Consider the following 25,914-nt stretch of genomic DNA (forward strand, 5'->3'; position numbering starts at 1 on the left):
TTTGGGGGGGTTTACTTGTCCTCCCCGGGGGGGGGGGGGGCCGGGGGGGGGGGCGCCCCCGGGGGCCCCCCCCCGCTTCTTTGTTCACGCGGCGGTCCCTCCGTCGTCACGCCGCTGGACCCGAGGCGCATACCACGGTGTCGTATCGTGATCCGGTGACCAGCTCGACAAGCCTCTCCCCTGTCGCGGAGGCGATCCGCGCGCGTCGTGCCACGGGCAGCCGTGCCGACGGTCACCGCTTGGCGCTGGTGGTGGAAGGCGGCGGCAGCCGGGGCGTGTACTCCAGCGGCATGGTGTCCGCGCTGGAAGAGCTCGGACTGGCCGGGGTGTTCGACGCCGTGTACGGCACGTCGGCGGGCGCGATCAACGGCGCCTGGCTGCTGTGCGGGCGCGCGATTCCCGGCATGCGCTCGTGGACCGATCCGGCGATCATGCGCCGCGCCATCGACCCGGCCCGGCTGCTGCGCGGGCGTCCGGCGTTCGATCTGCGCTATCTCGTGCACCAGGTGTACGACGGCGTCGAACCGATGGACTTCGCGGCCATCCTGGCCAACTCCACGACATTCCATCCGATCGCCACCGACATCCGCACCGGGCTGGCGGTGGATCTGCATCCGCACATCACCGACAAGCGCACGCTGATGCGCGCCTTGCGCGCGTCGGCGGGGCTGCCCCTGCTGGCGGGGCCGCCGGTCGCCCTCGGCGACTCGGCCTTCTTCGACGGTGGGTTGTCCGAGACGGTGCCGATCCGCACCGCGGTCCGTGCGGGCGCCACCCTCGCCCTGGTGCTGCGCACCCGGCGCGTGGACGAGAGGCGTCCGCCCGCCTCGCGCCTGCACCAGATCGTCGGCGGCGGTTATATGCGCGCCGTGGCCCCCGGCGCGTACAAGGCCTGGCTCGAACGCCCCCGCCAACAGGACATCGAGGACCGGGCGCTGGCCGATCTCGGCGACTCGGTACTGCAAATCCATCCCCCTATCGGCTCTCCCGACATCGATAGCGCCACCCGCGACACCACGCTGCTGGCAGAGGGCCTGCGCATCGGCCGGCAAGCGGTCCTCAGCGCGCTGTCCGCCGTCATACCCGCCGCCTGATCGCCCGCGGCCACCCGGCATGCGAGCACATCGCGGGCGTGGGCCGTAGCCGCCGAGATCGGTGTCGCGCTCGCCGCGTTTCAACCCACCGGCTACGTCGGGAGCCGACACAATCCCGGTCGGGACACCCGAACTCCGGCGGAAGGCCTCACCGAGCCCGAAGCGGCCTCCATCAATCGAAGCCAGCGCGACCCGCCGAAGGACGCCTCCTACCGGGTGACTCGACCGAGGCCGCCCGACGCGGTCGGCCATGAACCGCCGCGCGCCCCGTCGGCATGTTGTCGTCCTTGCCGGTGACCTGCGCGACCGGATGGCTTCGTAGGGCGGCCATGGTGGTGGTGGGCTGCGGCAAGGCGACGGGGCACTGGGTCGCGGCCATCAGCGCGGCGGTGGACCGGAAGCTCCGTAGAGCCGTGGTGAGCGGGCTGCGGCAAGGCGACAGTGCGCTGGGTCGCGGCCATCAGCGCGGGGGTGGCGTGCGGACCCGCCCACGGCGGCGAGGCGGTCGAGCCGAGAGCGCCCGCTTCGGATCGGCGTGACGCCGCTGCCCGAAGACGCTCAGCCGAGGGCGACTCGCACGCCGTTGGACAGGACGAAGTCGTGGAGTTCCAAGTGGTCGGGAGTGACCGTGGGCGGGAGGTCGAAGACGAGTTGGGTGGTGGCGGACTGGCCGGGGCGCAGCTCGAAGGAGTAGCCGAGGCGCTGTTGGGTGTTCTGCCAGATGGTCGCGGTGGCGTTGTGGTCGAACGGAGTGTTCTGCGCGTCCAGCAGGCGCTGGCCCAGCGGCAGGAACCACTTCGACTCGTCGGAGATGTTGCGCACGGCCAGCGTGACGATCAGGAACGAACCGGCGGCCGTCTGCAATCCGACGCGGGAAACGCCCGCGTCGACCTTCGTCACGACGAACTCGAATTTGCCGTCGCGCACGGGTGTGCCCACCGGCGCCACGGCGGCCGGATCGGTCATCGGAGGTCCGGGCTCCTCCACCGCCACCGCGGCGGGCGGCGGCGTCGGCGCGGGCGTGCCGGAGTCGCCGGCCCTGGTTCCGGCCGCGATCAACGCGACGCAACCAGCCGCGAACGCGAACGGCGTGAGGAACACCACCACCAGCGCGCCGATCAGCTTCGACAGCAGACTCCGCCGACGTCGCTGGACCGGCCGCCGCTGAAGCACAGGCCGCCGACCCGGACGCGGGACCGCTGGAAAGACCTTGCGCGCTTGCGCCCGATACGGCGGAGCGACCGGACCTGGCTTCGGGGACAACACCCGCGCCTGCAACGCGAGCAATCTGTCCTGCCAACCCGGCTGTCCGGCGCCAACGGCATACGGCGCGTTCCGATACCACCCTCGACGTGCTGACGACGGCTGACCCGGATGACCAGGGACCACCTGGGCACGTGCGTATCCACGCACCGATGGATCAGGTGGCGCAACAGCCTGTCCCGGGGCGGGATTCGGACTGGACCAGTCGAGCCTGGTCGCCACGAGCGTCGGCGTCGGAGCTGGCTGCGGCAGAACTTTTGTCGGGGTGGGCGTGCGCCGTCGCTCCGCACCCGGCGGTTCCGAGAACCCATCCGGTCCGGCGGGCCCAGAGGGCGGATTCGGCGAACGACCTTCTCGCGCAGGCGGACCGGCGTCGACTCCGGCACCGGGCGAGGGTGGCGGCACGGCTCGCGAGTCGGCAGCACCGATCGCAACTCGCGCGGCCGCGGCGAATTCCCCTGCGGTCGGATATCTTTCGTCCGGCTCCTTGGCCATGCCCCGAGCGATGACGGCATCGAGGGCGGCGGGGATGCCCACGCACACCGAACCGGCTCTCGGGGGTGCGGCCATCAGGTGCGCGTGCATCTGCTGTGCGGGGTCGGTGTCCCCGTAGGGCCGTGAGCCGGTGAGGCACTCGTAGAGCACACAAGCCAGCGAGTAGACGTCAGCGCGGGCGTCCACCTTGCCGGTGAACCGCTCCGGCGCCATGTACGCCAGCGTGCCGATCGCCATGCCCGTGGTCGTCACGGCGGTCTGGCCGAGCCCGTGCGCGATGCCGAAGTCGATGAGGTAGGTGAAGCCGCTGGGATGGACGACGATGTTCGACGGTTTGACGTCGCGATGCACCAGCCCGAGCCGGTGCGCCACATCGAGCGCCGCCGCGACGTGACCGATGACGCCGACCGCGACGGCCGGGGACAGCCGCCCTTCGGCGAGCAGCTTGCCCGCCAGATCGGCCCCCTCCACGAACTGCATGTCGATGTAGAGGCGGCCGTCGATCTCGCCGAACCGGTGGATGCGGGGTATGTGCGGATCGCGCAGTTGCGCCACCGCTTCGGCCTCACGCTCGAATCGCTTGCGATACCCCGCGGCGGCAGCGAGTTCGGCGGGCAAGAGTTTCAACGCCACCCGGCGTGCGGCCACCAGGTCGTAGGCCAGCCACACCTGCCCCATACCGCCCTTGCCGAGCAATCGCTCCAGACGGTAATTCCCGAACCGCACCTCCCCCATCGCGAACCTCCAGTCACCGTTGACATCTGGCCGACCCGGCCTCCGCACGGAGCGGACATCGGAAATCGGCAGGTCACCGCGCGAACGCCGAAGAAATGGCCTTCTTCGGAGCGTAACCCCGCCCCGCACCGCACACCACTGTGGGCTCGATGACAATCGGTCTACTTGCCGGGTTTGGGCTTGTCCTTGCCGTGTCCCTGGTTCGCGTGGTCCGGCTTGCCACGGCCGCGCTTGTCGCCCGCATCCTGCTGAACCGGCCCGTTCGACTCGTCCACGTCGCGCACGGCGACACCGTCGGACGCGGGGAGAACCGGAAGCCAACTCGGTCGGCCCGCCGACGACGCGGTGCAGGTGAGCGCGAGACCGTCCACGGTGACACTGTGCACGTCGATCGCCGGGTCGCACGGCTGACCCGCGCCGGGCAGGACGACTATGGGGGCGGAGATCGGCGTCGGCGCGGCCGTGGCGTGCGACGGCGGAGCCGACGGTGACGCGTGCTCCTGGCTCGGGGGCGGCAGCGGCGTGGCGGCCGATCCCGCGTCGGCTGTGTCCGGTCGTCCGATCCATAGCGCCCCGGCCACCGCCGCGACGAGCGCCCCGAACGACGCCAGCGCCAGACGCGGCCCGAGCGGTGTGCGCGATCCGGGCGAGGCGGCGGTGGCGGCCACCGCGCGCGGCGGCGGCAGCACGACGGTCGGCACGGCGGAGGCCAGCTCGACCGTGGTGGCGTCCCGGCCGGTCAGCGCTATGTGCGCGGCCGACGCCAGTTCCCCGGCGCTGGACCAGCGCCGGTCCGGGTCTTTCGCCATGCCGCGTGCGATCACCGCGTCGAGCGCGGGCGGGATCGCCGGATCGAACGCCGAGGCCGACGGCGGGGCCTGGAAGAGGTGGGCGCGCAGCAAACGTGGTGGCTCGCCGTCGTCGAACGGCCTGCGCCCGGTCAGGCATTCGAACAGCACACATGCCAGCGAATACTGATCCGAGCGCGGGCCCCCCACCCCGTCGAACCGCTCCGGCGCCATGTAGGCCAGCGTGCCGACCACATTGCCGGTGGCGGTGATCGCGGGCTGGTCGCTGCGGTGCGCGGTGCCGAAGTCGATCAGGTAGACCGTGCCGGCGGGAGTCACCATGATGTTGGACGGCTTCACGTCGCGGTGCACCAGGCCGGCGCGGTGCGCGATGTCGAGCGCGGTGGCCGTCTGCGCGACGATATCGAGCGCGTGCTCGGGATCCAGCCGCCCCGACCGCCGCAGCAAACCGGCCACGTCGGAGCCCTCGATGAACTCCATGTCGATGTACAGGCGACCGTCGAGCTCGCCGAACGAATGGATCGGCACCAGATGCGGCCCCCGCACCTGGGTGGCGAGCCTGGCCTCCCTGGTGAACCGCTGCCGGAATTTCGGGTCCGCCGCGTACGCGCTGGCCAGCAGCTTCAATGCGACCGCACGGTCGGTGGTGGTGTCGTGTGCGAGCCATACCTCGCCGGTGCCGCCGCTGCCCAGCAACCGATCGAGGCGGTAATGGCCGAACCACAGCTCGCCCATATCGATAGAACCTCCCGCTAGCCTTTTCGTCATGATCGAGCTACCCGAAATCCGCATCGGTATCGCGAAACGCGCAAATCCGACGACGCGGCCATCCGATCATGTCCCAGCGAGGCCGGTCGGCGTCGCGGAATTCGGCGGAGCGCTCGCGGGTCTGCCGGACCACCGGCGCGGCGGAACGGCCGAATGCTGATGGAACCGATCGAGATCAACGCGGGCGCCTGGTACTTGCGCGCCCTGCGCGCCGACGACCGCATCGACGACCGCCCCGCCCTGGCCGCGGGTGGCATCACCGAACCGGACTATGTGGCCCGGCGCGGTGCGGGCTGGGCGGAGGAGACGCACTTCTCGTGGGCGGTCTGCGAACCGACCACGGCCGAGCTGGTCGCCGAGATCGGGGTTACGCCCGCGGGTGACGGCACCGCGGCGGTGAGCGGATGGGCGCGTCCTGGCTACGAGGCCGCCTTGGACGCCGGGCTGCGGTCGGTGCACCGTTTCGTCGAAGGCGCTCTCGGGCTGCGTCCGGTCACGTCCTGATCGATCCTTCTCCCGCACCCACGACGACAACCGCCCTGGTCAGCGCATGACGCCGGTGTGCCCCGTGGAGTAGCGGCCCGGCTGCGGCCAAATGGTGAGCCCGTGCGGCCCTTTGCCCACCGGGATGCGCGCAAGCAGTTCCCAGTTGACGATGTCGATCGCGTACACCTCGTCGTGATGCCGGCCGGAGGCCCAGAAGACGCGACCGTCCGGGGAGATGTTGCCCATGTCGGGACTGCCGCCGCCGGGCACGAACCATTTGCGTACCAGCCCGTGCGCCGCGAAATCCCACACCGAGACGCTGCCTTCGTGCCGGTTGGTGATGAGCATCCGCGCGGAGTCCCGGGTGACGTAGAGGCCGTGCGCTCCCTTGCCGGTCGGCACGAAACCGGTGTTGTCGAAGGTGTGCGCGTCGAAGAGATAGACGCCGTCGGCGGTCATGTCGGCGACGAAGAAGGTGTGCCCGTCCGGGGACAGCTTCACGTCCTGCGGCATACCCGAACGACCGCCGGGCAGGTCGACCAGCTTGACGACCTTGCGCTCGGCGACGTCGAAAACCAGCATGCGCCCGGCGAATTCGCACGAGGCCAGGGCGAACCGGCCGTCGGCGGTGAAGTCCATGTGATCGACTCCCGGGCAGTCGGGCACCGCCATGGCGTGCCGCTTCTGCCAGGTTCGCGGATCGTAGAAATCCAGCGACTTGTCCGCCTCCGCGACGACGAGCGCGTACCGGCCGTCCGGCGTGTAGTACATGTTGTAGGGATCGCGGACGGGGAAGGGGTCACCAGGCTTTCCCGTCCTCGGGTCGATGGGCAACAGGCTGCCCCCGCCGATCGGCAGATCATTGGTGACATAGAGGGTCTGCAGGTCGTAGGACGGCACGACGTGCTGCGGTTCCGAGCCGCCCGCCGGGAAAGTGTCGATCACCTGGAAGGTCTCCGGGTCGATCACAGAGACCGTGTTCGACCGGCTGTTGGGGACGTACACGAGCGAGCGATGGCCTGCCACGGCGGGGCTGAGTTCCCGGTCGGCCACGTACACGTCGGTCGGTGAGAGCGGCGGCGGCATCCCCGGCAGCAGATCGGTCATGTGGGGTGGAAGCGCTGCCGTGGTGGGGGCCGCCGCGGCGGCCGGAGTCGCCATCGCGGTCGAGGCGGTCCGGCTCTGTTCGGTGCCCACCGTGCCCGCGTCGCCGGCCGCGCAGCCGGCCGACGCCGACAACAGCAGCGCGGCCACGAGGTGGGGCGCGCGGCACCGGTACATCCGCTGTCGTTTCACGCGCCGCGCCCTGCCGGAGCGTGGTGAAGACGAGAGGCCATGGGTGCGAAGCCTAGGGGCCGGATCCGGCATTCCGGCGCACCCGCGCCGGAGTGCACCGGAATGTCCGGATCGCCCCTACGTGCGCTGTTCGAGGCTGCTCAGGACCCGATCCAGTGCGTCGACGGCCTCGTCCAGTTCGGCGCCGGTGACCGTCAGCGGAGGACGGAACCGGATGCCCCGTTCGCCGGTGCCCAGGATCAGCACGTGCTCGCGCTCGCGCAGCGCGGTGAGCACCTCGTCGCGCAACAGCGGCGACGACAGAGTGATCGCGCACATCAGGCCGCGCCCGCGCGGCTCGCTGACATCGGCGTGCCGGGCGGCCAGGTCGCCCAGCCGTTCGAGCAGGTGCGCCCCCAGCGCCCGGGACCGTTCGATCAGCGCGTCCTGCTCGAGCACCTCCAGGGTGCGCCTGCTGCGCACCATGTCGGCCAGGTTGCCGCCCCAGGTGGAATTGAGCCGGGAGCTGACCGTGAACACGTTGTCGGGCACCTCGTCCACGCGTCCGCCCGCCATGACGCCGCACACCTGGGTCCGCTTGCCGAACGCGACGACGTCCGGCGCCAAGCCGAGTTGCTGGTAGGCCCATGCGGTTCCGGTCATGCCGACGCCGGTCTGCACCTCATCCAGCACGAACAGCGCGTCGTTCTCGTGACACAGCCGCTGCACGGCTTGCAGGAACTGCGGACGCAGATGCCGGTCGCCGCCCTCGCCCTGGATCGGTTCGGCGATGAAACACGCGATGTCGTAAGGATTCTGCTCGAATGCCCGCCGTATCCGGGCGAGTGAGTCGGCCTCCGCCTCCTCGACGTCGAACGCGTCGGTGAGATAGGGCGACTCGATCCGCGGCCAGTCGAACTTCGGGAAGCGCGCGGTCTTCACCGGATCTGTGTTGGTGAGCGACATGGTGTACCCGGTGCGGCCGTGGAACGCGCCGGTCAGATGCAGCACTTTGGCACCGAGTTCCGGTGCGCGGCCATGTGCTTCGTTGTGCCTGCTCTTCCAGTCGAACGCGATCTTGAGGGCGTTCTCCACGGCGAGGCCGCCGCCATCGATGAAGAACAGGTGCGGTAGCCGCGGGTCGCCGAGCACCCGCACGAACGTCTCGACGAAGCGGGCCATCTCGACGGTGTACACGTCGGAGTTGCTCGGCTTGTTCACCGCCGCGGCGAGCAGCTCGGCCCGGAACTGCGCGTCCTCGGCGAGGGCGGGATGGTTCATGCCCAGCGCGTTGGAGGCGAAGAACCCGAACATGTCCAGGTAGGGGCTGCCGTCGCGTTCGTCGACGAGGCGGCAGCCGCGGGAACGGTTGAGGTCGAGTACCAAGTCGAAGCCGTCGGCCAGGATGCTCGCCGACAAGATCTCGTGGACCCTGGCGGCGGGGGTGACCGCCGGGCGGGTGCGTTCCAGTTCGATGGTCACGCCCTGAGGGTACGTAAAAATTTACGGAACCTCTACAACAAAGCGTATTAATTACACAGAATCGTCACCTGTCATAGAATGTCTGCAAGATGATGGTGCTCCGGGTGCGCACGTTGGCGGTGGCTCTGATCTCTTGGAGCAACTGCTCGAGGTGCCGCGGAGACGCCACGCGCACCAGCAGGATGTAGCTCTCCTCACCGGCCACCGAGTGGCAGGCCTCGATGCCGGGGATGTGCTGCAGCACCGCGGGGGCGTCATCGGGTTGCGACGGATCGAGAGGAGTGATCGCGACGAATGCCGACAGCAGCTGGCCGAGCGCTTCGGGATCGACGTGCGCGGTGTACCCGCGGATCACGCCGCGCGCCTCTAATCGGCGGACCCGTGACTGCACCGCGGACACCGACAGACTCGCCTTCTCGGCCAGGTTCGACAAAGTGGCCCGTCCATCGGCCATCAGTTCACGAATCAGCAGGCGATCGATGTCATCGAGTACGGGTCTTGCCGGTGTATCCGCCATCAGCGAAGGCTAACTCAGGCAGCCCGCCTCGTGTCCGGAACCTCATCTCCATCCTCCCGCTATGTGGGACAGACACGCCGCGACGCGGCCGAAAGGTACGGCGGAACAACACATGACCGAGGTACTCGACGATCAGGCCACCGAGCGTCTCGCCGCCCGCGCGGAGGCGGTGTTGCGCCAATTGGGCGCGCCGGCACCGGAACCCGGCGATCTGCTCGCTCGCACTCCGATCACCGGAGGGCAGCTGACCACCTTGCGGTCCAGTTCGCTCGACGAGGTAGACGCCGCGATCGGCCGGGCCGCTAGCGCCTTCCGGACCTGGCGCACGGTTCCTGCGCCCGTTCGGGCCGGGGTCGTGCGCGGCCTCGGCAGGCTGCTCACCGAACACAAGGACGATCTCGCCGAACTCGTCACGCTCGAGGCGGGCAAGATCCCCGCCGAGGCCGCGGGTGAAGTGCAGGAGATGATCGACATCTGCGAATTCGCCGTCGGTCTGTCCAGGCAGCTGTACGGCCACACCATGCCTTCGGAGCGTCCCGGCCACCGGTTGATGGAGACCTGGCATCCGCTCGGCGTGGTCGGGGTGATCTCGGCGTTCAACTTCCCGGTCGCGGTCTGGGCATGGAATACGGCGATCGCGCTGGTCTGCGGCGACACCGTGGTGTGGAAGCCGTCGGAGACGACGCCGCTGACGGCGCTGGCCTGCCACGCGCTGCTGCGGCGCGCGGCGTGCGAGGCGGACGCGGATCCGGAGATCCACCAGTTGATCCAGGGCGCGAGCGCCGTCGGCTCCCGTCTCGTCGACGACGCACGGGTGGCGCTGGTGAGCGCGACCGGCTCGGTGCGGATGGGCCGGTTGGTGGCGCCGCGGGTGGCCGAGCGGCTCGGGCGCTGCCTGCTCGAACTGGGCGGCAACAACGGCGCGATCGTCACCGCCTCCGCTGACCTCGACCTCGCGGCGCGGGCCATCGTGTTCGCCGCGGCGGGCACGGCCGGGCAACGCTGCACCACGTTGCGGCGGCTGATCGTGCACCGCGGTGTGGCGGGCCCCCTGCTGGACCGGCTCGAGCGGGCGTACCGGCAACTGCCGGTGGGCGATCCGTTCGACGACGGCGTGCTGGTCGGACCGCTGATCGACGGCAAGGCCTACACCGGGATGCGCGCGGCGCTGGACAAGGCCGTGACCGACGGCGGCGAACTGGTCTGCGGCGGTGAGCGAGTCGAGGGATTCGGCGACGACGCCTACTACGTCCGGCCCGCCATCGTGCGCATGCCCGCCCAGACCGCGGTGGTGCGGGAGGAGACCTTCGCGCCGATCCTGTACGTGCTCACCTACGACGACTTCGATCGCGCGATCGCCATGCACAACGAAGTGCCGCAGGGCCTGTCCTCGGCCATCTTCACCACCGACCAGCGCGAGGCCGAGCGTTTCCTCGCCGCCGACGGATCCGATTGCGGGATCGCCAATGTCAACATCGGCACCTCCGGCGCCGAGATCGGCGGCGCCTTCGGCGGCGAGAAGCAGACCGGCGGCGGCCGCGAATCCGGCTCGGACTCGTGGAAGGCGTACATGCGCCGAGCCACCAACACCGTCAACTACTCCACCGACCTTCCCCTCGCCCAAGGCATCGAATTCGGCTGATCCGAGACCGCAAATATGCCGCCCTACCAGCACGATTGGGTTGTTCGCTCCCCTGTTGTGTAGTGTTGTCCCTACCGACGCGGGGTGGAGCAGCTCGGTAGCTCGCTGGGCTCATAACCCAGAGGTCGCAGGTTCAAATCCTGTCCCCGCTACTACGAAACGGCTCGGAGCAGATCGCTCCGGGCCGTTTCTCTTTTGCTGGACCAGTCGGTACGGCAGCCGCGATCCGAGCCGGAGCAGCGCGCAGAGCGCTCGCCTCCGGACCGGGCCGGGGCGGAAAAAGCAGGGATGTCGCATACCGCGACATGTCGCATATTTGCCCGATCTCTGTCCCGCGGATCACAGCGGAATACCCGGCGGAATAACCCGCCGCATACCCATCGCCGCCGACCTTTGCAAAGCACTAGTTAAAAGATGGTTACAGCGCGGCCCTGCATTGGTGACGCCCGAGTTGTCGTGTCACGATGCTTTCCGGTCACCCGGACAATTCATCCCGAAGTGTTCTCCCGCAGGCAACCCCCGGTTCCATCACCGCACCCGGCTTGTCTCCTTCGGCGTGTTCGTAATGATTCGATCGCCAATGTCGGCCATCTCTGCGTGCAACGACGACAATTTGTGAGGAAAGTTCCGCGTGAGTGATTTCTGGAATGTGAGCACGTCTTCGGCGTGTCTGGGCGTCGGCATTTCGTTGTTCGGCGTCGTCGCCTACCTGGCGGGGATACTGGAGGGCAACACCAGGCCGCGCATCGCATCGTGGGCGGCTTGGTGCACCGCGAACACCGTGTTCGCGGTGGTGGCGTACCTCGATGGCGGCTATCTCGCCGCGGCCATCAACGCCGCGGCGGCGGCCATGAACGCGGCGGTCATCGCCGTCGGCCTCACCCGCGGGTCCGGTCTGCGACCGGAGGACAATATCGATTGGGCCTGCCTGGTTTCTTCGATCGCGTGCGTGCTGGTGACGGTCGGTGTATCGGAAAAGGCGTTCGGCGCGCTGTTCGCGATCTGCGCGAATCTCATCGCCACCATTCCGACGCTCCGGCACGTGTGGTCCGAACCGCGTGCGGAAACCTGGCAGACGTTCGCCGCGAACGCACTCGCCAACAGCCTCGGATTGCTCGGCGTGCTGATGGTGAGCGGCTTCGAATTCGCGTCCATCGCCGGGCCGATGATTTCCACGGCGGGCAATGCCGTTCTGGTCGCGCTTGCCGTCGGCCGTGCGCGAACAGCCGATGCGGCGACGGCGCCGGTGAAAGTCGGCTGATCGGCTGCGCTCGCTCAGCCTCGATGCGGTCATCGACCGCCGACCGGCAGGTCGCGCCCGGCGCCCGTCTTCCGGCGCGCGTCGGGCGCAGCAGCGCACGTGCGCGGCGTCCGCTACCGCTATCCTTCGATCTCAGCGACCCGATGACCAGCTGATTCGTTCCGGGCAAGAGTTCTGTCGCCGCTACGGCCGCGACACCGAACGGCTTGCCACGAATGCGAAGGAGAGAGCTGTGCGGCGCAGGGCGATGCTCGAAGGGTGTGCGGCGGCGGTCGCCGTGCCGATGTTCGCCGCCTGCGGTCTGTTGGACGGCGACGCGCGAGCGGTGGACGAGTTGGCCTTCGACCCCGACGACTTCACGACGCGGAAGAAGACCGTCGCCACCTTCGAGCGGGACAAGAAGGTGACCTATCGGTTCTACGACAACGTCGTCTACGTGGCGAAGCCGGTGGACAAGACGTATCAGAGCTTGAACATCAGCGTCCCTGTCGAGATCGAGGGAAATTCCGTCGACGCGAGCAGAGCTCCGATCCTCTTCAGCAACTCCGTCGGCGGATACCTGTCGTCGGCGGCGAAGAACGACGAGCCGGACGGCGGGGCGAACCGCAACCGCGACCTCGCGCTCGCGGCCGGTTATGTCGTGGTCGAGCCCGGTGTGCGCGGGCGCGACCTGGTCTCACCCGACGCCACGAATTACGGCGTGGCCCCCGCGGCCATCGTGGATCTCAAGGCCGCGGTCCGATACCTCCGGCACAATTCCGGCCGGGTTCCGGGAAACACCGACCGGATCGTAGCCACCGGGGTCAGCGCGGGCGGCGCGCTGTCCGCGCTGCTCGCCGCCTCCGCCGACAACCGGATGTACGACCGGTATCTCGCCGAACTCGGCGCGGCGGACGCGAGCGACGCCGTTTTCGCCGCCGCTCCCTACTGCCCGATCACCGACCTGGAACACGCGGACATGGCTTACGAGTGGAACTGGGGCGCCAACCCCGTGCGCTCCGGCGAATTCGACGCGACGGCCTCGCACGATCTGAGCACGGCGTTCCCGGACTACCAGGCCGCACTGGAACTGCAGGGCGGGGACGGCTTCGGGCTCATCACGGCCGCCAACTACGGCAACTACCTGGTGCGCACCTATCTGGAACCGGCGGCGACCAAGTATCTGCACGCCCTGCCCGACGCCGACCGTTCGAGTTACTTGGCGGCCAACACCTGGATCACGTGGTCGGGCGACCGGGCGGAGTTCACTTGGCCGAACTTCCTCGCCCACGTGGGCGAGCGGAAGAAAGGCGTGCCCGCGTTCGACGCTTTCGACCTGTCCTCGGCCGAGAACAACCTTTTCGGTTCCGGCAACGTCAAGGCCAGGCATTTCACCCTCTTCAGCCTGCGGAAAGCGACGGGTGACCCGGGGGCGGTACTCGACAGCGACCTGCCCGAGAAGATCAGCATGATGAACCCGATGTTCTTCCTCCGGCAGCGCAATCCCGCCCGGGCGAAGCACTGGTGGATTCGCGTCGGCACCAAGGACACCGACGCGTCGCTGACCATTGTGGGCAATCTCGCCGCGAGTCTGGCGAATCTGGGTGACCAGGTCGACGCCGCGATGTATTGGGACGCGGGACACGCCAGCAATGAGGACGCGGCGGATTTCGTCGCGTGGATCGGCAAGGTCACCGGTTACACGGCGTGAGGCGTTTGCCGAGCGGCGAAGACCTGCCGAGGCGTCGATCCGAGCACCCACGCCGCGCCCGCCCACCCCGCGGGCCGCGCAGCCGCTAGCAGCGCGGCGGCTCGATACCGAGTTCCCGCAGGCGTTCGGCGTAGTCGGCGACGTTGGCGAGCTTGATGTCCTCATATCCGCGCACCACGTCGGCGAGGGCCGCCGCACGCACCGCGCGGTCGTAGCCCGATCGGTCCAGCGCCTCCGCGAGGTCTGTCACCATCGCGGTGTAGTGCGCCCGCAACTCGCGTTCCACGCGTCGCACGTGCGCGTATCCGAACGGATCGAGCTTGGTGCCGCGCAGGCGTTTGCCCTTGGCGAGCAAGCGCAGGGCGAAGTGGCTGCCCGGCCCCATCCCGATCTTGTCCTTGCGTCCCAGCGCGCGCAGGACCGGCGGGTGCAGCCGATAGGTGAGATTCGCCCCGTCGGGCACCTGCGCGGCGACCTCGGCCAGGAACGCCGGATCGGTGAGCAGGCGCGCCACCTCGTACTCGTCCTTGTACGCCGTGAATTTGTACAGCCCGCGCGCCACCTGTTCGCTGAACTCGGTGCGGTCGGTCACCCGGCGCTCGGCAGCCCATACGCGTTGCATCGTGGCGACGTAGTCGCGCGCCACCGCGACGCTCTGGAAGCCGATCAGTTCGACGGCCCGCAGCTCGACCAGCCGCCGCGTCTCGCCCGTCGCGGTCAGCCCGTCGAACAGGTCCGCGGGCACCTCCACAGGGGTGGGTTCGGTCGTGCGGCGGGTGGTGGCCGCGGCGAACTCATCGGGCCGCGCGATCGCGACCCGGCCCCAGCGGAAGGCCGCGAGGTTGGCGTCCACGGCAACGCCGTTGATCTCGATGGCCTCCTCGATCGCCCAGCCGGGCAGCCGCAGACCGCCGGTCTCGTAGGCGGCGCCGACCAGCAGGAAGTTCGCGGCGGCGGTGTTGCCGAAGAGCGCCTCCGCGGCGGCGAGGGCGTCGAAGGACCGCACCGAACGCGAAACCTGTTCCAATCGCCGCAGCAGCACCCCCTCGCCGGGATAGGTGACGGACCGGTCGTAGACCATGTCCCCGGTCGGGGTCTCGCTGGTGGAGGCGACCGAGACGGTCGTCGCGGCACTGCCGTAGGCCAGATTCTTGTTGTCGGTGGCGGCCAGCAGATCGAAGGCCACGATGCAGTCGGCGGAGGCGGGGGCCAGCCGGTTGGCCGGTTCCAGCGCGCCGACGGCGAAACGCAGGTGCGAGACCACCGGCCCGGCCTTCTGACTCATGCCGATCTGGTCCAGGCTCGCCACCTCGTACCCGGCGCGCATCGCGGCGGTCGCCAGGACCTGGTTGACGGTGACGATGCCGGTGCCGCCGATGCCGGCGAGGAAGACGTTCTGCGTGGTCGCCGGCGGTTCGTGCACGAGTTCCGGCAGCCGCGGCGGCCGCGGCGCGCGACCGGCTCCGCGCGGCTTCCGCTCGGCCGGATCGGGCAGCTCCACCGTGACGAACGCGGGACAGTCGCCCTTCAGGCAGCTGTAGTCGGTGTTGCACGAGGTCTGGTCGATCCGCGTCTTGCGTCCGAACTCGGTGTCCACCGGCTGCACCGACAGGCAGTTGCTCTGGACACCGCAGTCACCGCAGCCTTCGCACACCGCCTCGTTGACGACCACCCGGGTGCGGCGCACCGGCAGGGCGCCGCGCTTGCGCTGCCGTCGCGCGTCGGCCGCGCAGTGCTGGTCGTAGATCAGCACCGTGACGCCGGGGACCTCGCGCAGCGCGCGCTGCGCTTCGTCGAGCCGGTCGCGGTGCCACAGCGAGGTGCCGGGCGCGAGATCGCGCTTGCGGTAGCGCTCTGGCTCGTCGGCGCAGACGATGATGCGCCGGACGCCCTCGATCGCGAGCTTGTGGGTGAGCATCGGCACCGTGAGCGCGCCCTCGGCGTGCTGCGCGCCGGTCATCGCGACCACGTCGTTGTGCAGCAGCTTGAACGTGATGTTCACGCCCGCGGCGACGCACGCCTGCACGGCGAGCTGGCCGGAGTGGAAATACGTTCCGTCGCCGATGTTCTGGAACAGGTGCGGCACGTCGGTGAACGGCGCCTGGCCGATCCACTGCGCGCCCTCCCCGCCCATCTGGGTGAGCCCGGTGACCTTGCTGTCGCTACGGCCGGACATGGTCACCAACGTGTGGCAGCCGATGCCGCCGCCCGCCAGCGAGCCCTCCGGGACAGCGGTGGAACGGTTGTGCGGGCAACCGCTGCAGAAGTAGGCCGCGCGCTTGGCGGGCAGCACCGACAGCGACAGCGGCTGCGGCAGCGGGCGTTTCAGTTCGAGGCGCCCGTCGAGCAGGCGGCGCAGCGGCGCGGCGATGCGTCCCGAGGTCAGTTCGCCGTCGGCGGCGAACAGCGGGCGGCCGGCGTGATCGCGCTTGCCGAGGATCTCGGGTGCGCCCGCGACGCCGTAGAGGATGTCGCGAATCTGGGTCTCGACGAACGCGGTCTTGTCCTCGACGACGATCAGCCGGTCGAGCCCGGCGGCGAACTCCCGGACCCGGTCCGGCGCGACGGGATACGGCATTCCGATGCGCAGCAGGCGGATACCCGCGCCGTACAGAGCGTCGTCGTCGGCGCCGAGGTCGAGCAGCGCTTGGCGGACCGCGTCGAAGGTGGTGCCGGTGGCGGCGATGCCGATCGTGGCGCGGGCCGGGTCGACCTCGATCACGTCGAGCCCGTTGCGGGTGCTGTAGGCGCGCACCAGTTCCCAGCGGGGGCCGTAGAGGTCGGCCTCGGCGAGCAGGCTGTCGGCCGGCGCGGCCATCGGACGCTGCCGGTAGTGGAATCGCCGCCCTTCCCACTCGATTTCGGGCATGACGATATCGATGTCACCCACCGAACCGTCCACGGTCCACGCGCCGTCGGCGACGTCGGCGACGATCTTCAAGGCCACCAGGCAGCCCGACGCGCGCGAGAGGGCGACGCCGTGCAGGCCCATGGTGACGACCTCGCGGGCGTTGCGCGGGAACAGCACGGGAATGTTCATCGCGGCCAACGAGCGCTCACTCACCGCGGGCACGGTGGAGGACTTGGCCGCCGGATCGTCACCGACCAGCAGCAGGACGCCGCCGCGCGGATTCACCCCGTACATGTTGGCGTGGCGCAGCGCGTCGGTCGCGCGGTCGAGGCCGGGGCCTTTGCCGTACCAGACGCCGACGACGCCGTCGTGGGTCGGCCTCCCCGCGGGCAGATCCGCCTGGCTGCCCCACACGGAGGTCGCGGCCAGTTCCTCGTTCAATCCCGGGACGAACGAGATGTCGTGTTCGGCGAGCACCTCCGGCATGCCGGACAGCATCTTGTCGACGCCGCCGAGCGGACTGCCCTGATACCCGGACACGAACGTGCCCACCCGCCGCCCGGCGCGCAGATCGCGCACATGCTGCTCGACCAGCTGCCGCGCGATGGCCTGCACGCCGGTGAGGACAACGGTCCCCGAGCCGACGCGGTAACGGTCGGCCAGGTCGTAGGCAGCCGCGGTCAGATCGCGGTCGGCGAGCTCGGTCATAGGGATCCACCCGTCTGCCCGGCGCCGGTCCGGCGCTGAGCCTTGTTGAGCACTTGTTGCCGATATCGTGGTCCTGAAGAACTGAACGCACAACCTTTACGTGTCAAATTGAGCAGTATGCACATTCAAGAGGTACTCGGATGGGCACGAGCTAAGCACAGTGCGAGGTGCATGTGACGACGCGCACACCACCGCGGCGCGTCGATCCGGCCGTCCGCCGGTGAGCCGCACCCGTGCCACACCGCGCATCCTCCGCCGCACGCGCGCCCACCTGTGTGAAGGTGGAAAGGTGGCACTGCGCAGGATGGGCACGGCGATCGTCGCCGCTCTGACCTTCGGAACGCTGACCGCGTGCGGGCAGCAAGCGGACCCGGCCGTGCCCGCCACCGCGGAGCGCACCGAGGAAGCGGCGGCGGGAATGCCTGCCGACCCGGGACCACGGCGATTCGCGGGCGGGACGATGGTCGTCATCCCGCATGCCGCGGATCTGGAATCCAGTTCGGCACTGCCCTTCTCGGAGTACGACACCGAGGACGGGACGGACAAGCTCGGCATCCACATCCCCGGCCCGGTCGGCTGTCCGAGCATCGGGTTCACCGCGCGGGTGGAGGAATCCGCCGACCGGGTGAACGTGCGGCTGATCCACGGTCTGCATCGCGGCATGCCGCCGTGCCAGGGCGCGAACCCGGAGCAGAAGCGCGAGTACGGCGTGGTCGTCGTGGACCTGCAACGCCCGCTGGGCGGACGGACGGTGCTCAGCTTCACATGAGCCACACGACGAGGGGCAGGGCCGACGCGCGACCGGGTAGGCCGCCCCCGTTAGTGATCTTGTCGAATGGCGAGCCCCGGGCATTGTGAGTTGTCCGGTTCGTCTGTTCCGGTGCGGCGCCAGGCGGGGGTCGGGCGCTATTTTCGCAGCGGATGGTGCCGCCTTCGCGGCTACCGGCGGTCCCGGAGTCGAAGGAGGTGCGGCAGTCCGCCATGATCGACTCAGGGTCGCTGCGGCGGCGGTTCCTTCCGCTCTGCCCCGCAGCGAAGGTTCGCTGCGGCTTTCCGTGTAGTGCCGATCCGTCCGAAGCACTGGCGCCGTGGCCGGCAGGCCGCGCGACGGTGGGTCGGTGACGGCTGACTTTCGAAGGAAACCCGTGTCCAGAGTTCCGTTCCGGATCGCGATCCTGCTGGTGAGCATCGTCTCGCTGGGCCTGCTCGGCCTGCCAGCGACGGCTCAGCCCCTGTATCCCACTCCTGATCCCGACCCCTTCTACGCGGCGCCGCCCGACCTGGGGGCGCTCGCCCCCGGCGACGTCGTGCGGGCCCGCAGGATCGACACCGGTATGTATGTCGGGACCGAGGGCTGGCAAGTGGCATTCCGCTCCACGAATTCGCAGGGCAACCCCGTCATGGGCATCACGACCGTCCTGATGCCCGCCGGTGTGAAGAACCCGCCGCTGGTCTCCTACCAGGCGCTGATCAATTCGCTCGGCACCCAGTGCAATCCGTCGCGCTCGCTGTTCAACGGCGAACTGCAGGACGCGGTCGGCGCGATGCTGCCCATCGGACGCGGATGGGCGATCTCGTTGCCGGACTATCTCGGCCCTACCTCCGCGTACGGCGCGGCGCGCCTGGCCGGCATGATGACCCTCGACAGCGTCAGGGCCGTTCGCAAGGTCGCCGAACTCGGGTTGTCCGACTCTCCCGTCGCCATAGCGGGCTACTCCGGCGGCGGCATGGCCACCGCGTGGGCCGCCGCCATGCAGCCCACCTACGCTCCGGATCTGAAGCTCACCACCGCCGTTGCCGGCGGCATCCCCGCCGATCTGGAGGAAATGGCGATGTCGCTCGGCTTCGAGCCGCACCCGGGGTTCGGCCTGGCTTTCGCCGCCGCCATGGGGCTGGAACGGGAGTACCCGGATCGGCTGCCGATCTCGGATCAGCTCAACGAGAACGGTCTGTGGTTCCGGGAATTCACTCACGACGCCTGCCGCAGGTTCCTGCTCTTCCACGGCGCCTTCCGCAGCGCGGAGCAGATGGCGGCGTCCAAGAGCCTGATGGACAGCCCGGAGGCGCACGCGGTGCTGCGCGAGAACAGCCTGCGGTACTTCGACGGCGTGCCGGCCGTGCCGACCTATCTGTGGCAGGGCCGGTTCGACGAACTCACCTTCTACAAACCCGTCGCCGAGGTCGCCGACCGGTACTGCAAGGCGGGTGCGCCGGTGACGTTCCACACCGTCGACATCTCCGAGCACATGACCGCGGCGGCCGCCGGATTCGCGGACGCGTGGAACTACGTGGAGGCCAGGTTCCGCGGCGAACCCGCACCGACCAGCTGCTGAACCCGATCGAAGCGGCCCGGGAGTGCCTGTCCCGGGCCGCTCAGGCGGTGAAGTGCAATGTCCATTCGCCGCGATAGTGCAGGCGGGTGACGCTGCCGGGAGGGATGTCGATCCGCCAGAACGATTTCGGCGGGGCGTCCAGCGTCACCAGCAGCGCGGCCCGCACGACCGCCGGGTGGGTGACCGCGATCGTGGACACCGACCGCGCGGCGACCTCGGCCATCCACAGCCTGGTCCGTTCGATCACGTCCAGCACGGATTCGCCGCCGTGCCCGCGGAACGCCGGGTCGGTCAGCCAGGCATAGAGTTCGTCCTGGGGCACCGACATCAGTTCGCCGCCGCGCCAGGCGCCCGCGTCCAGGTCGCGCAGCCGGTTGTCCTCCTCGCCCGGCAATCCCAGCAACGCGGCGGTCTCCACCGTCCTGCGTTCCGGGCCGGTGAGCACCCGCTGGGCGGTGAGCGGGCCGCACCCGGCCACCGCCCGCCTGCCCGCCTCGGTGAGCGATTCGTCGACCGGGAAACGTGCTTTCCGCATCGCCTCGGTCATCCCATGGCTGACCAGGTCGAGTCTGAGCACCTTTTGCACCTGTCGAAGCGTACGGGCCGCCCTCGGCGGACGCTGTTCGTTTGCTCGCGGGTTCGGTCGCGAATCGGTACCGGCGTGCTTGTCGGTGCGCCGGTGCACACTGAACCCATGGCCCAGTTCTCCCGCGCGACCCAGGAGTGGTTCGACGGCGCGTTCCCCGCGCCGACCTCCGCTCAGCTCGGGGCGTGGAAGGCGATCGCGGCGGGCGAGCACACCTTGGTCGTCGCGCCCACCGGGTCCGGCAAGACCCTCTCGGCGTTCCTGTGGGCGATAGACCAGCTGGCGGGCCGGGAGCGGCGGCCGGAGCGGGCGGGCACCTCGGTGCTGTACGTGTCCCCGTTGAAGGCGCTGGCGGTGGACGTGGAACGCAATCTGCGTGCGCCGCTGGTCGGTGTCACGCAGACCGCCAAGCGCCTGGGACTACAGCCCCCGGAGATCACCGTCGGCGTCCGCTCCGGCGACACCAGCGCGTCGGATCGGCGGTCCATGCTGCGCACCCCGCCCGACATCCTGATCACCACGCCGGAGTCGCTGTTCCTCATGCTCACCTCGGCCGCGCGCGAGACGCTGCGGGAGGTGCGCACGGTGATCGTGGACGAGGTGCACGCGATCGCCGGCTCCAAGCGCGGTTCGCACCTGGCGCTGTCGCTGGCGCGACTGGATCTGCTGACCGAGCGGCCCGCCCAGCGCATCGGGCTGTCGGCGACGGTACGGCCGCCGGAGGAGGTGGGGCGGTTCCTGGTCGGCAACGCGCCGATCACGCTGGTCGCGCCGCAAGCGCCGAAGACGTTCGACCTGTCGGTGCGCGTGCCGGTGGCGGACATGACCGAGCCGGGCGACTCCGACCAGCCTGGATCGATCTGGCCGCACGTGGACGAGGCGATCGTCGACCTGGTGCTCGAGCACCGGTCCTCGATCGTGTTCGCGAACTCCCGCAGGCTGGCCGAGCGGCTCACCGCCCGGCTGAACGAGGCGTACGCGGCGCGGCTGGGCGAGCCGGTGGAGACCGAGCACAAGCCGCCCGCCCAGCTCGGCCCGTCCACCGAGGTGATCCACGGCGCCGGGCCGTTGCTGGCGCGCGCGCACCACGGCTCGGTCAGCAAGGAGCAGCGAGCGCTGATCGAGGACGATCTCAAGAGCGGGCGGCTGCGCTGCGTGGTCGCGACCAGCAGCCTGGAACTGGGCATCGACATGGGCGCGGTGGACCTGGTGGTCCAGGTGGAGGCCCCGCCATCGGTGGCGAGCGGGTTGCAGCGGATCGGCCGGGCGGGGCATCAGGTCGGCGAGATCTCGCGCGGGGTGATCTTTCCCAAACACCGCACCGACGTCATCCACTGCGCGGTGGCGTCGCAGCGGATGACGGCCGGGCAGATCGAGGCGATCCAGATCCCGGCGCATCCGCTGGACATCCTCGCGCAGCAGACTGTCGCCGCCTGCGCGCTCGACCCGATCGACGTCGACGCGTGGTTCGACGTCGTGCGCGGCACAGGCAGTTACGCCTCGCTGCCGCGCTCAGCCTATGAATCGGTGCTCGACCTGCTCTCCGGGCGGTATCCCTCCGACGAGTTCGCCGAACTGCGTCCCCGGCTGGTCTGGGATCGCGACGCGGGCACCCTCACCGGGCGGCCCGGCGCGCAGCGGCTGGCCGTGACCTCGGGCGGAGCGATTCCCGATCGCGGCATGTTCGCGGTGTACATGGTGGGCGAGAAGGCCTCGAGGGTCGGGGAACTCGACGAGGAGATGGTGTACGAGTCCCGGGTCGGCGACGTGTTCGCGCTCGGGGCGACGAGCTGGCGGATCGAGGAGATCACCTTCGATCGGGTGCTGGTGACGCCCGCGTTCGGGCAGCCGGGCCGGTTGCCGTTCTGGCACGGTGACGGGCTGGGTCGCCCCGCCGAACTCGGCGCGGCGCTCGGCGAGTTCGTGCGCACGGTCGCGCAGGACCGCGCCGCAGGACCGGCGAGTGCGGAGAAGACGTCGCGGCGCGACGGCGGTACACCGCCGAAAACGTCCAAAAGAACTCGCGCGCAGTCGTTTCCGAAGAGCATCGACACGGGCGGCGCGGCTGCCGTAGCGGTGCAGGAGCCGGTCGCGGACCTCATGCTCTCCGCCGGTCTGGACGACAACGCGACCGCCAATCTCCTGACTCTCCTGGACGAACAGCGCACCGCGACCGGCCACCTGCCCACCGACCGCACCCTGGTGGTGGAGCGGTTCCGCGACGAACTCGGCGACTGGCGGCTGGTGCTGCACTCGCCCTACGGCCTCCCGGTGCACGCCCCGTGGGCGCTGGCCATCGGCGCGCGGTTGCGGGAGCGGTTCGGCGTCGACGCCGCGCCGAACGCCTCCGACGACGGCATCGTCGTGCGGCTGCCCGACACCACCGACGATCCGCCCGGCGCCGAACTGTTCGTCTTCGAGGCCGACGAGATCGACGACATCGTCACCGAGCAAGTGGGCGGCTCGGCGCTGTTCGCCTCCCGATTCCGGGAATGCGCCGCGCGCGCACTGCTGCTGCCGCGCCGCGACCCGGGCAAACGAGCCCCGCTGTGGCAGCAGCGGCAGCGCTCGGCCCAGTTGCTGGACGTGGCGCGCAAGTTTCCCGAGTTCCCGATCCTGTTGGAGACGGTGCGCGAATGCTTGCGCGACGTCTACGACCTGCCGTCGCTGCGCGAACTGCTCGGCCAGGTGGGGCGGCGGCGGATACGGCTGGTCGAGGTGGAGACCGCGACGCCGTCACCGTTCGCCAACGCTCTGCTGTTCGACTACATCGGGCAGTTCATGTACGACGGCGACAGCCCGCTGGCCGAGCGGCGCGCCGCCGCGCTGTCGCTCGATTCCGGCCTGCTCGCCGAACTGCTCGGCCGGGTCGAGCTGCGCGAACTGCTCGACGCCGCGGTCATCGAGCAGACCGAGCGCGAACTGCAGCGGCTCACCCCCGAGCGGCACGCGCGCGACGCCGAGGGTCTGGCGGATCTGCTGCGGCTGCTCGGGCCGCTCACCGCCGCCGAAGCCGCCGAGCGCTGCGAGGACGACCCCGTCGGCTGGTTCGAGAGCCTGGTGTCCGCCCGTCGTGCGCTGGAGGTCTCCTTCGCGGGGCGCACCTGGTGGGTCGCGGTCGAGGACGCGGCCCGGCTGCGCGACGCGCTCGGGGTTCCGCTGCCGATCGGCACGCCGTCGGCGTTCATCGAGCCGGTGGCCGATCCGCTCGGCGATCTGATCGGCCGCTATGCCCGCACCCACGGCCCGTTCAGCACGGAGGCGGTGGCGGCCAGGTTCGGCCTCGGCACCGCGGTCGCCGCTACCGCGCTGCATCGGCTCGCCGCGGAGAAACGCGTGGTCGAGGGCGAATTCACGCCGGGGGCGGCCGGGTCGGAATGGTGCGACACGCAGGTGCTGCGCCGACTGCGCCGCAGGTCGCTCGCCGCCGCGAGACATGAGGTCGAGCCGGTCTCGACCGCCGCGTTCGGACGATTTCTCCCGTCCTGGCAGCACGTCGGCAGTGGCGAGCTGCGCGGCGTCGACGGCGTAGCGGCCGTGGTGGAACAGCTCGCGGGCGTGCCGATCCCCGCGTCGGCCTGGGAATCGCTCGTCCTGCCCGCGCGGGTGCGCGACTACACCCCCGCCATGCTCGACGAACTCATGTCGACCGGCGAGGTGATCTGGTCCGGGCACGGCGCGATCACCGCCAAGGACGGCTGGATCGCGCTGCATCCGGCCGAGCAGGCGCCGTTCAGCCTCGCGCCGCCGGACGACATCGAGCTCACCGAGGTCCAGTTGCGCCTGCTCGCCGCGCTGGGCGCGACCTTCGTGCCGTGGACGCCACCCGGCCGAGCGGAAGATCGAGTGCCCGTGCCGTTGGACGAGCCGGATCCGCCCATCGGCAGCGCGGCCGACGGTCACGGCGCGCACCGGCGCTCCGATGTGGCCGAGCCCCCTGGTAGCGCCACACCGAACGGGTCGGGCGACGGCCGACGTGGAAGACGATCACCGGTCGGTCCGGAAGACGCGGCCGGTGTGGGGAATCCGGTCTCCGCTGCTCCCGCGGAACGCCTGATCCCCGTGCCGCAGGGCGGCGGCGCGTACTTCTTCCGCCAGCTCTCCGACGCCACCGGCCTGCTCGACGACAGCGCGGCGGCCTCGGCACTGTGGGAACTGGTCTGGGCCGGAATGGTTTCCGGTGACACGTTCGCGCCGGTGCGAGCACTGCTGTCCGGCACAACCCGGACCACCACGGCCCACCGCACGCCCCGGCGCGCGCCGCGGGGGCGGGCCTACCTGCCCCGGCCGAGCATGCCCACCCGTTCCGGCCCGCCGTCGGTCGCCGGGCGCTGGTCCCTGCTCCCGGAGCGGATCTCGGACAACACGCTGCGCGCCCACGCGACCGCGGATCTGCTCTTGGAGCGCTACGGCGTGCTGACCAGGGGGTCGGTACAGAACGAAGGCGTACCGGGCGGGTTCGCGCTGATGTATCGGGTGCTCACCGAGTTCGAGGACCGTGGCCGCTGCCGTCGCGGCTATTTCGTCGATTCTCTGGGCGGCGCGCAGTTCTCCACCACCGATGTGGTGGACCGGCTGCGCTCCTTCGACCCAGAACGCGCCCGTCCCGAGTCCAGGGAGCCGACCGGCACGGTGCTGGCGCTGGCCGCCTGCGATCCGGCGAACCCGTACGGCGCGGCACTGGCCTGGCCGAAGAGCGACGTCGAGGGCGGGCATCGCCCGGGACGCAAAGCCGGGGCGCTGGTCGTGCTCGTCGACGGCGAACTGGTCTTGTACCTGGAGCGGGGCGGCAAGACCCTGCTCACCTTCACCGAGGACCCCGACGCCCGCCGCGCCGCCGCCGCGGCGCTCGCCGACCTGGTCCGCCGCCGCAGGGTGGACTCGCTGGTCATCGATCGGGTCAACGGAGAGACCGTGCACGGCAACACGTTCGCCGGATTCCTCACCGAAGCGGGTTTCTCCGCCACCCCGCGCGGCCTGCGCCTTCGGAGCCGCCCGTGAGCCCGCGACCCTACGCCGACGCACCGGAGTCGCCCCATGCCTGAGGGGGACACCGTCTTCTTGGCCGCGAAGCGGCTCCGCGCGGCCTTGGTGGGAAAAGAACTGACGCGCAGCGATTTTCGTGTCCCGCGGTACGCCACGGTCGACCTGCGCGGTCAGGTGGTCGAGAGCGTCGGCAGTTACGGCAAGCACCTGTTCATCCGGACGCCGATCGTGAGTGTGCACACCCATTTGAAGATGGAGGGCAGCTGGCGGGTGTTCCACTGCGGTCAGCGCTGGACGAAACCCCGCGTCGCCGCGCGGGTGGTGTTGAGCACCGCGGATGTCGAGGCCGTCGGATTCTCCTTGGGCACCGTCGAGGTCGTGCGGGTACGCGACGAGCACCGCGTCGTCGACCATCTCGGCCCCGACCTGCTCGGCCCGGATTGGGATGCGGCGGAAGCCGTCCGGCGACTGGAGCGGTATCCCGACCAGCCCATCGGCGTCGCCCTGCTGGACCAGCGCAATCTGGCCGGTATCGGGAACATCTTCCGCAGCGAGGTCTGCTTTCTGCGCCGCGTCCACCCCGCGACCAGGGTGGGGGATGTCCCGGATCTGCTGGCCTTGGTCAACGAAGCACATCGCATTCTCACCGAGGCGGTCGCGAAGCCGCCCCGGCGCCCTCTGGCCTATGGCCGTACCCATCGCCCGTGCCAGCGCTGCGGCACCCCACTCGTGGCCGGCCTACTCGGTGACAGCGCACCGGATTACGACCGGGTGGTGCAGCGGGAGCGCGGCATCTTCTTCTGCCCTCGCTGTCAGCCTGTTCCGGCGGAATGATCGTTTCTCCCGGCATCCGGACGCGGTGATCCGCCGCTCCGGTAATTCGCTGTGTCCCAGTCGATATCAGCCGACAACTCTTGACGCGCACCTCCCGCC

The 25,914-nt window shown here is 69.9% G+C and carries 15 protein-coding genes, 1 tRNA gene and 2 pseudogenes; 11 read left to right on the forward strand and 7 right to left on the reverse strand.

The window, feature by feature from the left end; all coding sequences use genetic code 11:
* Positions 1 to 155 precede the first annotated feature (155 nt).
* Entirely contained in the window at positions 156 to 1,094 is a 939-nt protein-coding gene (locus U3653_RS15995) for a patatin-like phospholipase family protein (RefSeq protein WP_195080538.1), read from the forward strand.
* A gap of 558 nt (positions 1,095 to 1,652) precedes the next feature.
* Here the strand turns inward: U3653_RS15995 and U3653_RS16000 are convergent.
* On the reverse strand, positions 1,653 to 3,587 hold the full coding sequence (locus U3653_RS16000) for a protein kinase domain-containing protein (RefSeq protein ID WP_195080537.1): 1,935 nt from the start codon (positions 3,585 to 3,587) through the stop codon (positions 1,653 to 1,655).
* A gap of 161 nt (positions 3,588 to 3,748) precedes the next feature.
* Entirely contained in the window at positions 3,749 to 5,131 is a 1,383-nt protein-coding gene (locus U3653_RS16005) for a protein kinase domain-containing protein (RefSeq protein WP_195080536.1), read from the reverse strand.
* 192 nt (positions 5,132 to 5,323) lie between these two features.
* Here U3653_RS16005 and U3653_RS16010 point away from each other — a divergent pair, with 192 nt between their 5' ends.
* Positions 5,324 to 5,668 carry a hypothetical protein gene (locus U3653_RS16010; RefSeq protein WP_195080641.1) on the forward strand — a complete coding sequence of 115 codons (345 nt, stop codon included), beginning with the start codon at positions 5,324 to 5,326 and terminating at the stop codon, positions 5,666 to 5,668.
* A gap of 39 nt (positions 5,669 to 5,707) precedes the next feature.
* On the opposite strand, the gene U3653_RS16015 is transcribed toward U3653_RS16010, so the two are convergent.
* The 3 genes from U3653_RS16015 to U3653_RS16025 form a co-directional block, all read right to left on the reverse strand.
* On the reverse strand, positions 5,708 to 6,946 hold the full coding sequence (locus U3653_RS16015; protein ID WP_323124330.1) for a YncE family protein: 1,239 nt from the start codon (positions 6,944 to 6,946) through the stop codon (positions 5,708 to 5,710).
* 117 nt (positions 6,947 to 7,063) lie between these two features.
* On the reverse strand, positions 7,064 to 8,407 hold the full coding sequence (lat, locus tag U3653_RS16020) for an L-lysine 6-transaminase (protein WP_195080535.1): 1,344 nt from the start codon (positions 8,405 to 8,407) through the stop codon (positions 7,064 to 7,066).
* Positions 8,408 to 8,471: 64 nt separating this feature from the next.
* Positions 8,472 to 8,924, reverse strand: coding sequence for an Lrp/AsnC family transcriptional regulator (locus U3653_RS16025; protein ID WP_039796222.1), 453 nt, complete (start codon positions 8,922 to 8,924; stop codon positions 8,472 to 8,474).
* 112 nt (positions 8,925 to 9,036) lie between these two features.
* Here U3653_RS16025 and amaB point away from each other — a divergent pair, with 112 nt between their 5' ends.
* From amaB to U3653_RS16045, 4 genes are all read left to right on the forward strand, one after another.
* On the forward strand, positions 9,037 to 10,566 hold the full coding sequence (gene amaB, locus U3653_RS16030) for an L-piperidine-6-carboxylate dehydrogenase (RefSeq protein ID WP_195080534.1): 1,530 nt from the start codon (positions 9,037 to 9,039) through the stop codon (positions 10,564 to 10,566).
* Positions 10,567 to 10,644: 78 nt separating this feature from the next.
* Positions 10,645 to 10,718: transfer RNA gene (locus tag U3653_RS16035), tRNA-Met, on the forward strand.
* Between the two features lie 629 nt (positions 10,719 to 11,347).
* The gene (locus tag U3653_RS16040; protein ID WP_195080533.1) at positions 11,348 to 11,827 is read left to right on the forward strand and encodes a hypothetical protein; all 480 of its coding nucleotides are present in this window, start codon (positions 11,348 to 11,350) and stop codon (positions 11,825 to 11,827) included.
* Between the two features lie 232 nt (positions 11,828 to 12,059).
* Positions 12,060 to 13,517, forward strand: coding sequence for a subtype B tannase (locus U3653_RS16045; RefSeq protein ID WP_323124329.1), 1,458 nt, complete (start codon positions 12,060 to 12,062; stop codon positions 13,515 to 13,517).
* 85 nt (positions 13,518 to 13,602) lie between these two features.
* Here the strand turns inward: U3653_RS16045 and U3653_RS16050 are convergent, their stop codons facing one another.
* Positions 13,603 to 17,076, reverse strand: a complete 3,474-nt coding sequence (locus U3653_RS16050) for an indolepyruvate ferredoxin oxidoreductase family protein (RefSeq protein ID WP_195080532.1) — start codon at positions 17,074 to 17,076, stop codon at positions 13,603 to 13,605.
* Between the two features lie 289 nt (positions 17,077 to 17,365).
* Here U3653_RS16050 and U3653_RS16055 point away from each other — a divergent pair, with 289 nt between their 5' ends.
* Together U3653_RS16055 and U3653_RS16060 are read left to right on the forward strand one after the other, a co-directional pair.
* Positions 17,366 to 17,845 carry a hypothetical protein gene (locus U3653_RS16055; RefSeq protein ID WP_195080531.1) on the forward strand — a complete coding sequence of 160 codons (480 nt, stop codon included), beginning with the start codon at positions 17,366 to 17,368 and terminating at the stop codon, positions 17,843 to 17,845.
* Between the two features lie 397 nt (positions 17,846 to 18,242).
* Entirely contained in the window at positions 18,243 to 19,409 is a 1,167-nt protein-coding gene (locus tag U3653_RS16060) for a lipase family protein (RefSeq protein ID WP_435406571.1), read from the forward strand.
* A gap of 40 nt (positions 19,410 to 19,449) precedes the next feature.
* On the opposite strand, the gene U3653_RS16065 is transcribed toward U3653_RS16060, so the two are convergent.
* Positions 19,450 to 19,995, reverse strand: coding sequence for a histidine phosphatase family protein (locus tag U3653_RS16065; RefSeq protein ID WP_067803408.1), 546 nt, complete (start codon positions 19,993 to 19,995; stop codon positions 19,450 to 19,452).
* A 108-nt stretch (positions 19,996 to 20,103) separates the two neighbouring features.
* Here U3653_RS16065 and U3653_RS16070 point away from each other — a divergent pair.
* The 3 genes and pseudogenes from U3653_RS16070 to U3653_RS16075 all read left to right on the forward strand — a co-directional run.
* A pseudogene (locus U3653_RS16070) lies at positions 20,104 to 23,736 on the forward strand (ATP-dependent helicase); the annotation flags it as partial.
* A gap of 330 nt (positions 23,737 to 24,066) precedes the next feature.
* Positions 24,067 to 24,996: pseudogene (locus U3653_RS33315) on the forward strand (Lhr family helicase); the annotation flags it as partial.
* Between the two features lie 36 nt (positions 24,997 to 25,032).
* Positions 25,033 to 25,815 carry an Fpg/Nei family DNA glycosylase gene (locus tag U3653_RS16075; RefSeq protein WP_195080529.1) on the forward strand — a complete coding sequence of 261 codons (783 nt, stop codon included), beginning with the start codon at positions 25,033 to 25,035 and terminating at the stop codon, positions 25,813 to 25,815.
* Positions 25,816 to 25,914: the final 99 nt, after the last annotated feature.

It is taken from the genome of Nocardia implantans (assembly GCF_035544775.1).
Classification (GTDB): domain Bacteria; phylum Actinomycetota; class Actinomycetes; order Mycobacteriales; family Mycobacteriaceae; genus Nocardia; species Nocardia implantans.

What these genes read in the sequence shown, in the direction of transcription:
- U3653_RS16000 (WP_195080537.1), bottom strand. Translation starts at nt 3,587, where the DNA reads ATGGGGGAGGTGCGGTTCGGGAATTACCGTCTGGAGCGATTGCTCGGC.
- U3653_RS16005 (WP_195080536.1), bottom strand. Translation starts at nt 5,131, where the DNA reads ATGGGCGAGCTGTGGTTCGGCCATTACCGCCTCGATCGGTTGCTGGGC.
- U3653_RS16010 (WP_195080641.1), top strand. Translation starts at nt 5,324, where the DNA reads ATGGAACCGATCGAGATCAACGCGGGCGCCTGGTACTTGCGCGCCCTG.
- U3653_RS16025 (WP_039796222.1), bottom strand. Translation starts at nt 8,924, where the DNA reads ATGGCGGATACACCGGCAAGACCCGTACTCGATGACATCGATCGCCTG.
- amaB (WP_195080534.1), top strand. Translation starts at nt 9,037, where the DNA reads ATGACCGAGGTACTCGACGATCAGGCCACCGAGCGTCTCGCCGCCCGC.
- U3653_RS16050 (WP_195080532.1), bottom strand. Translation starts at nt 17,076, where the DNA reads ATGACCGAGCTCGCCGACCGCGATCTGACCGCGGCTGCCTACGACCTG.
- U3653_RS16075 (WP_195080529.1), top strand. Translation starts at nt 25,033, where the DNA reads ATGCCTGAGGGGGACACCGTCTTCTTGGCCGCGAAGCGGCTCCGCGCG.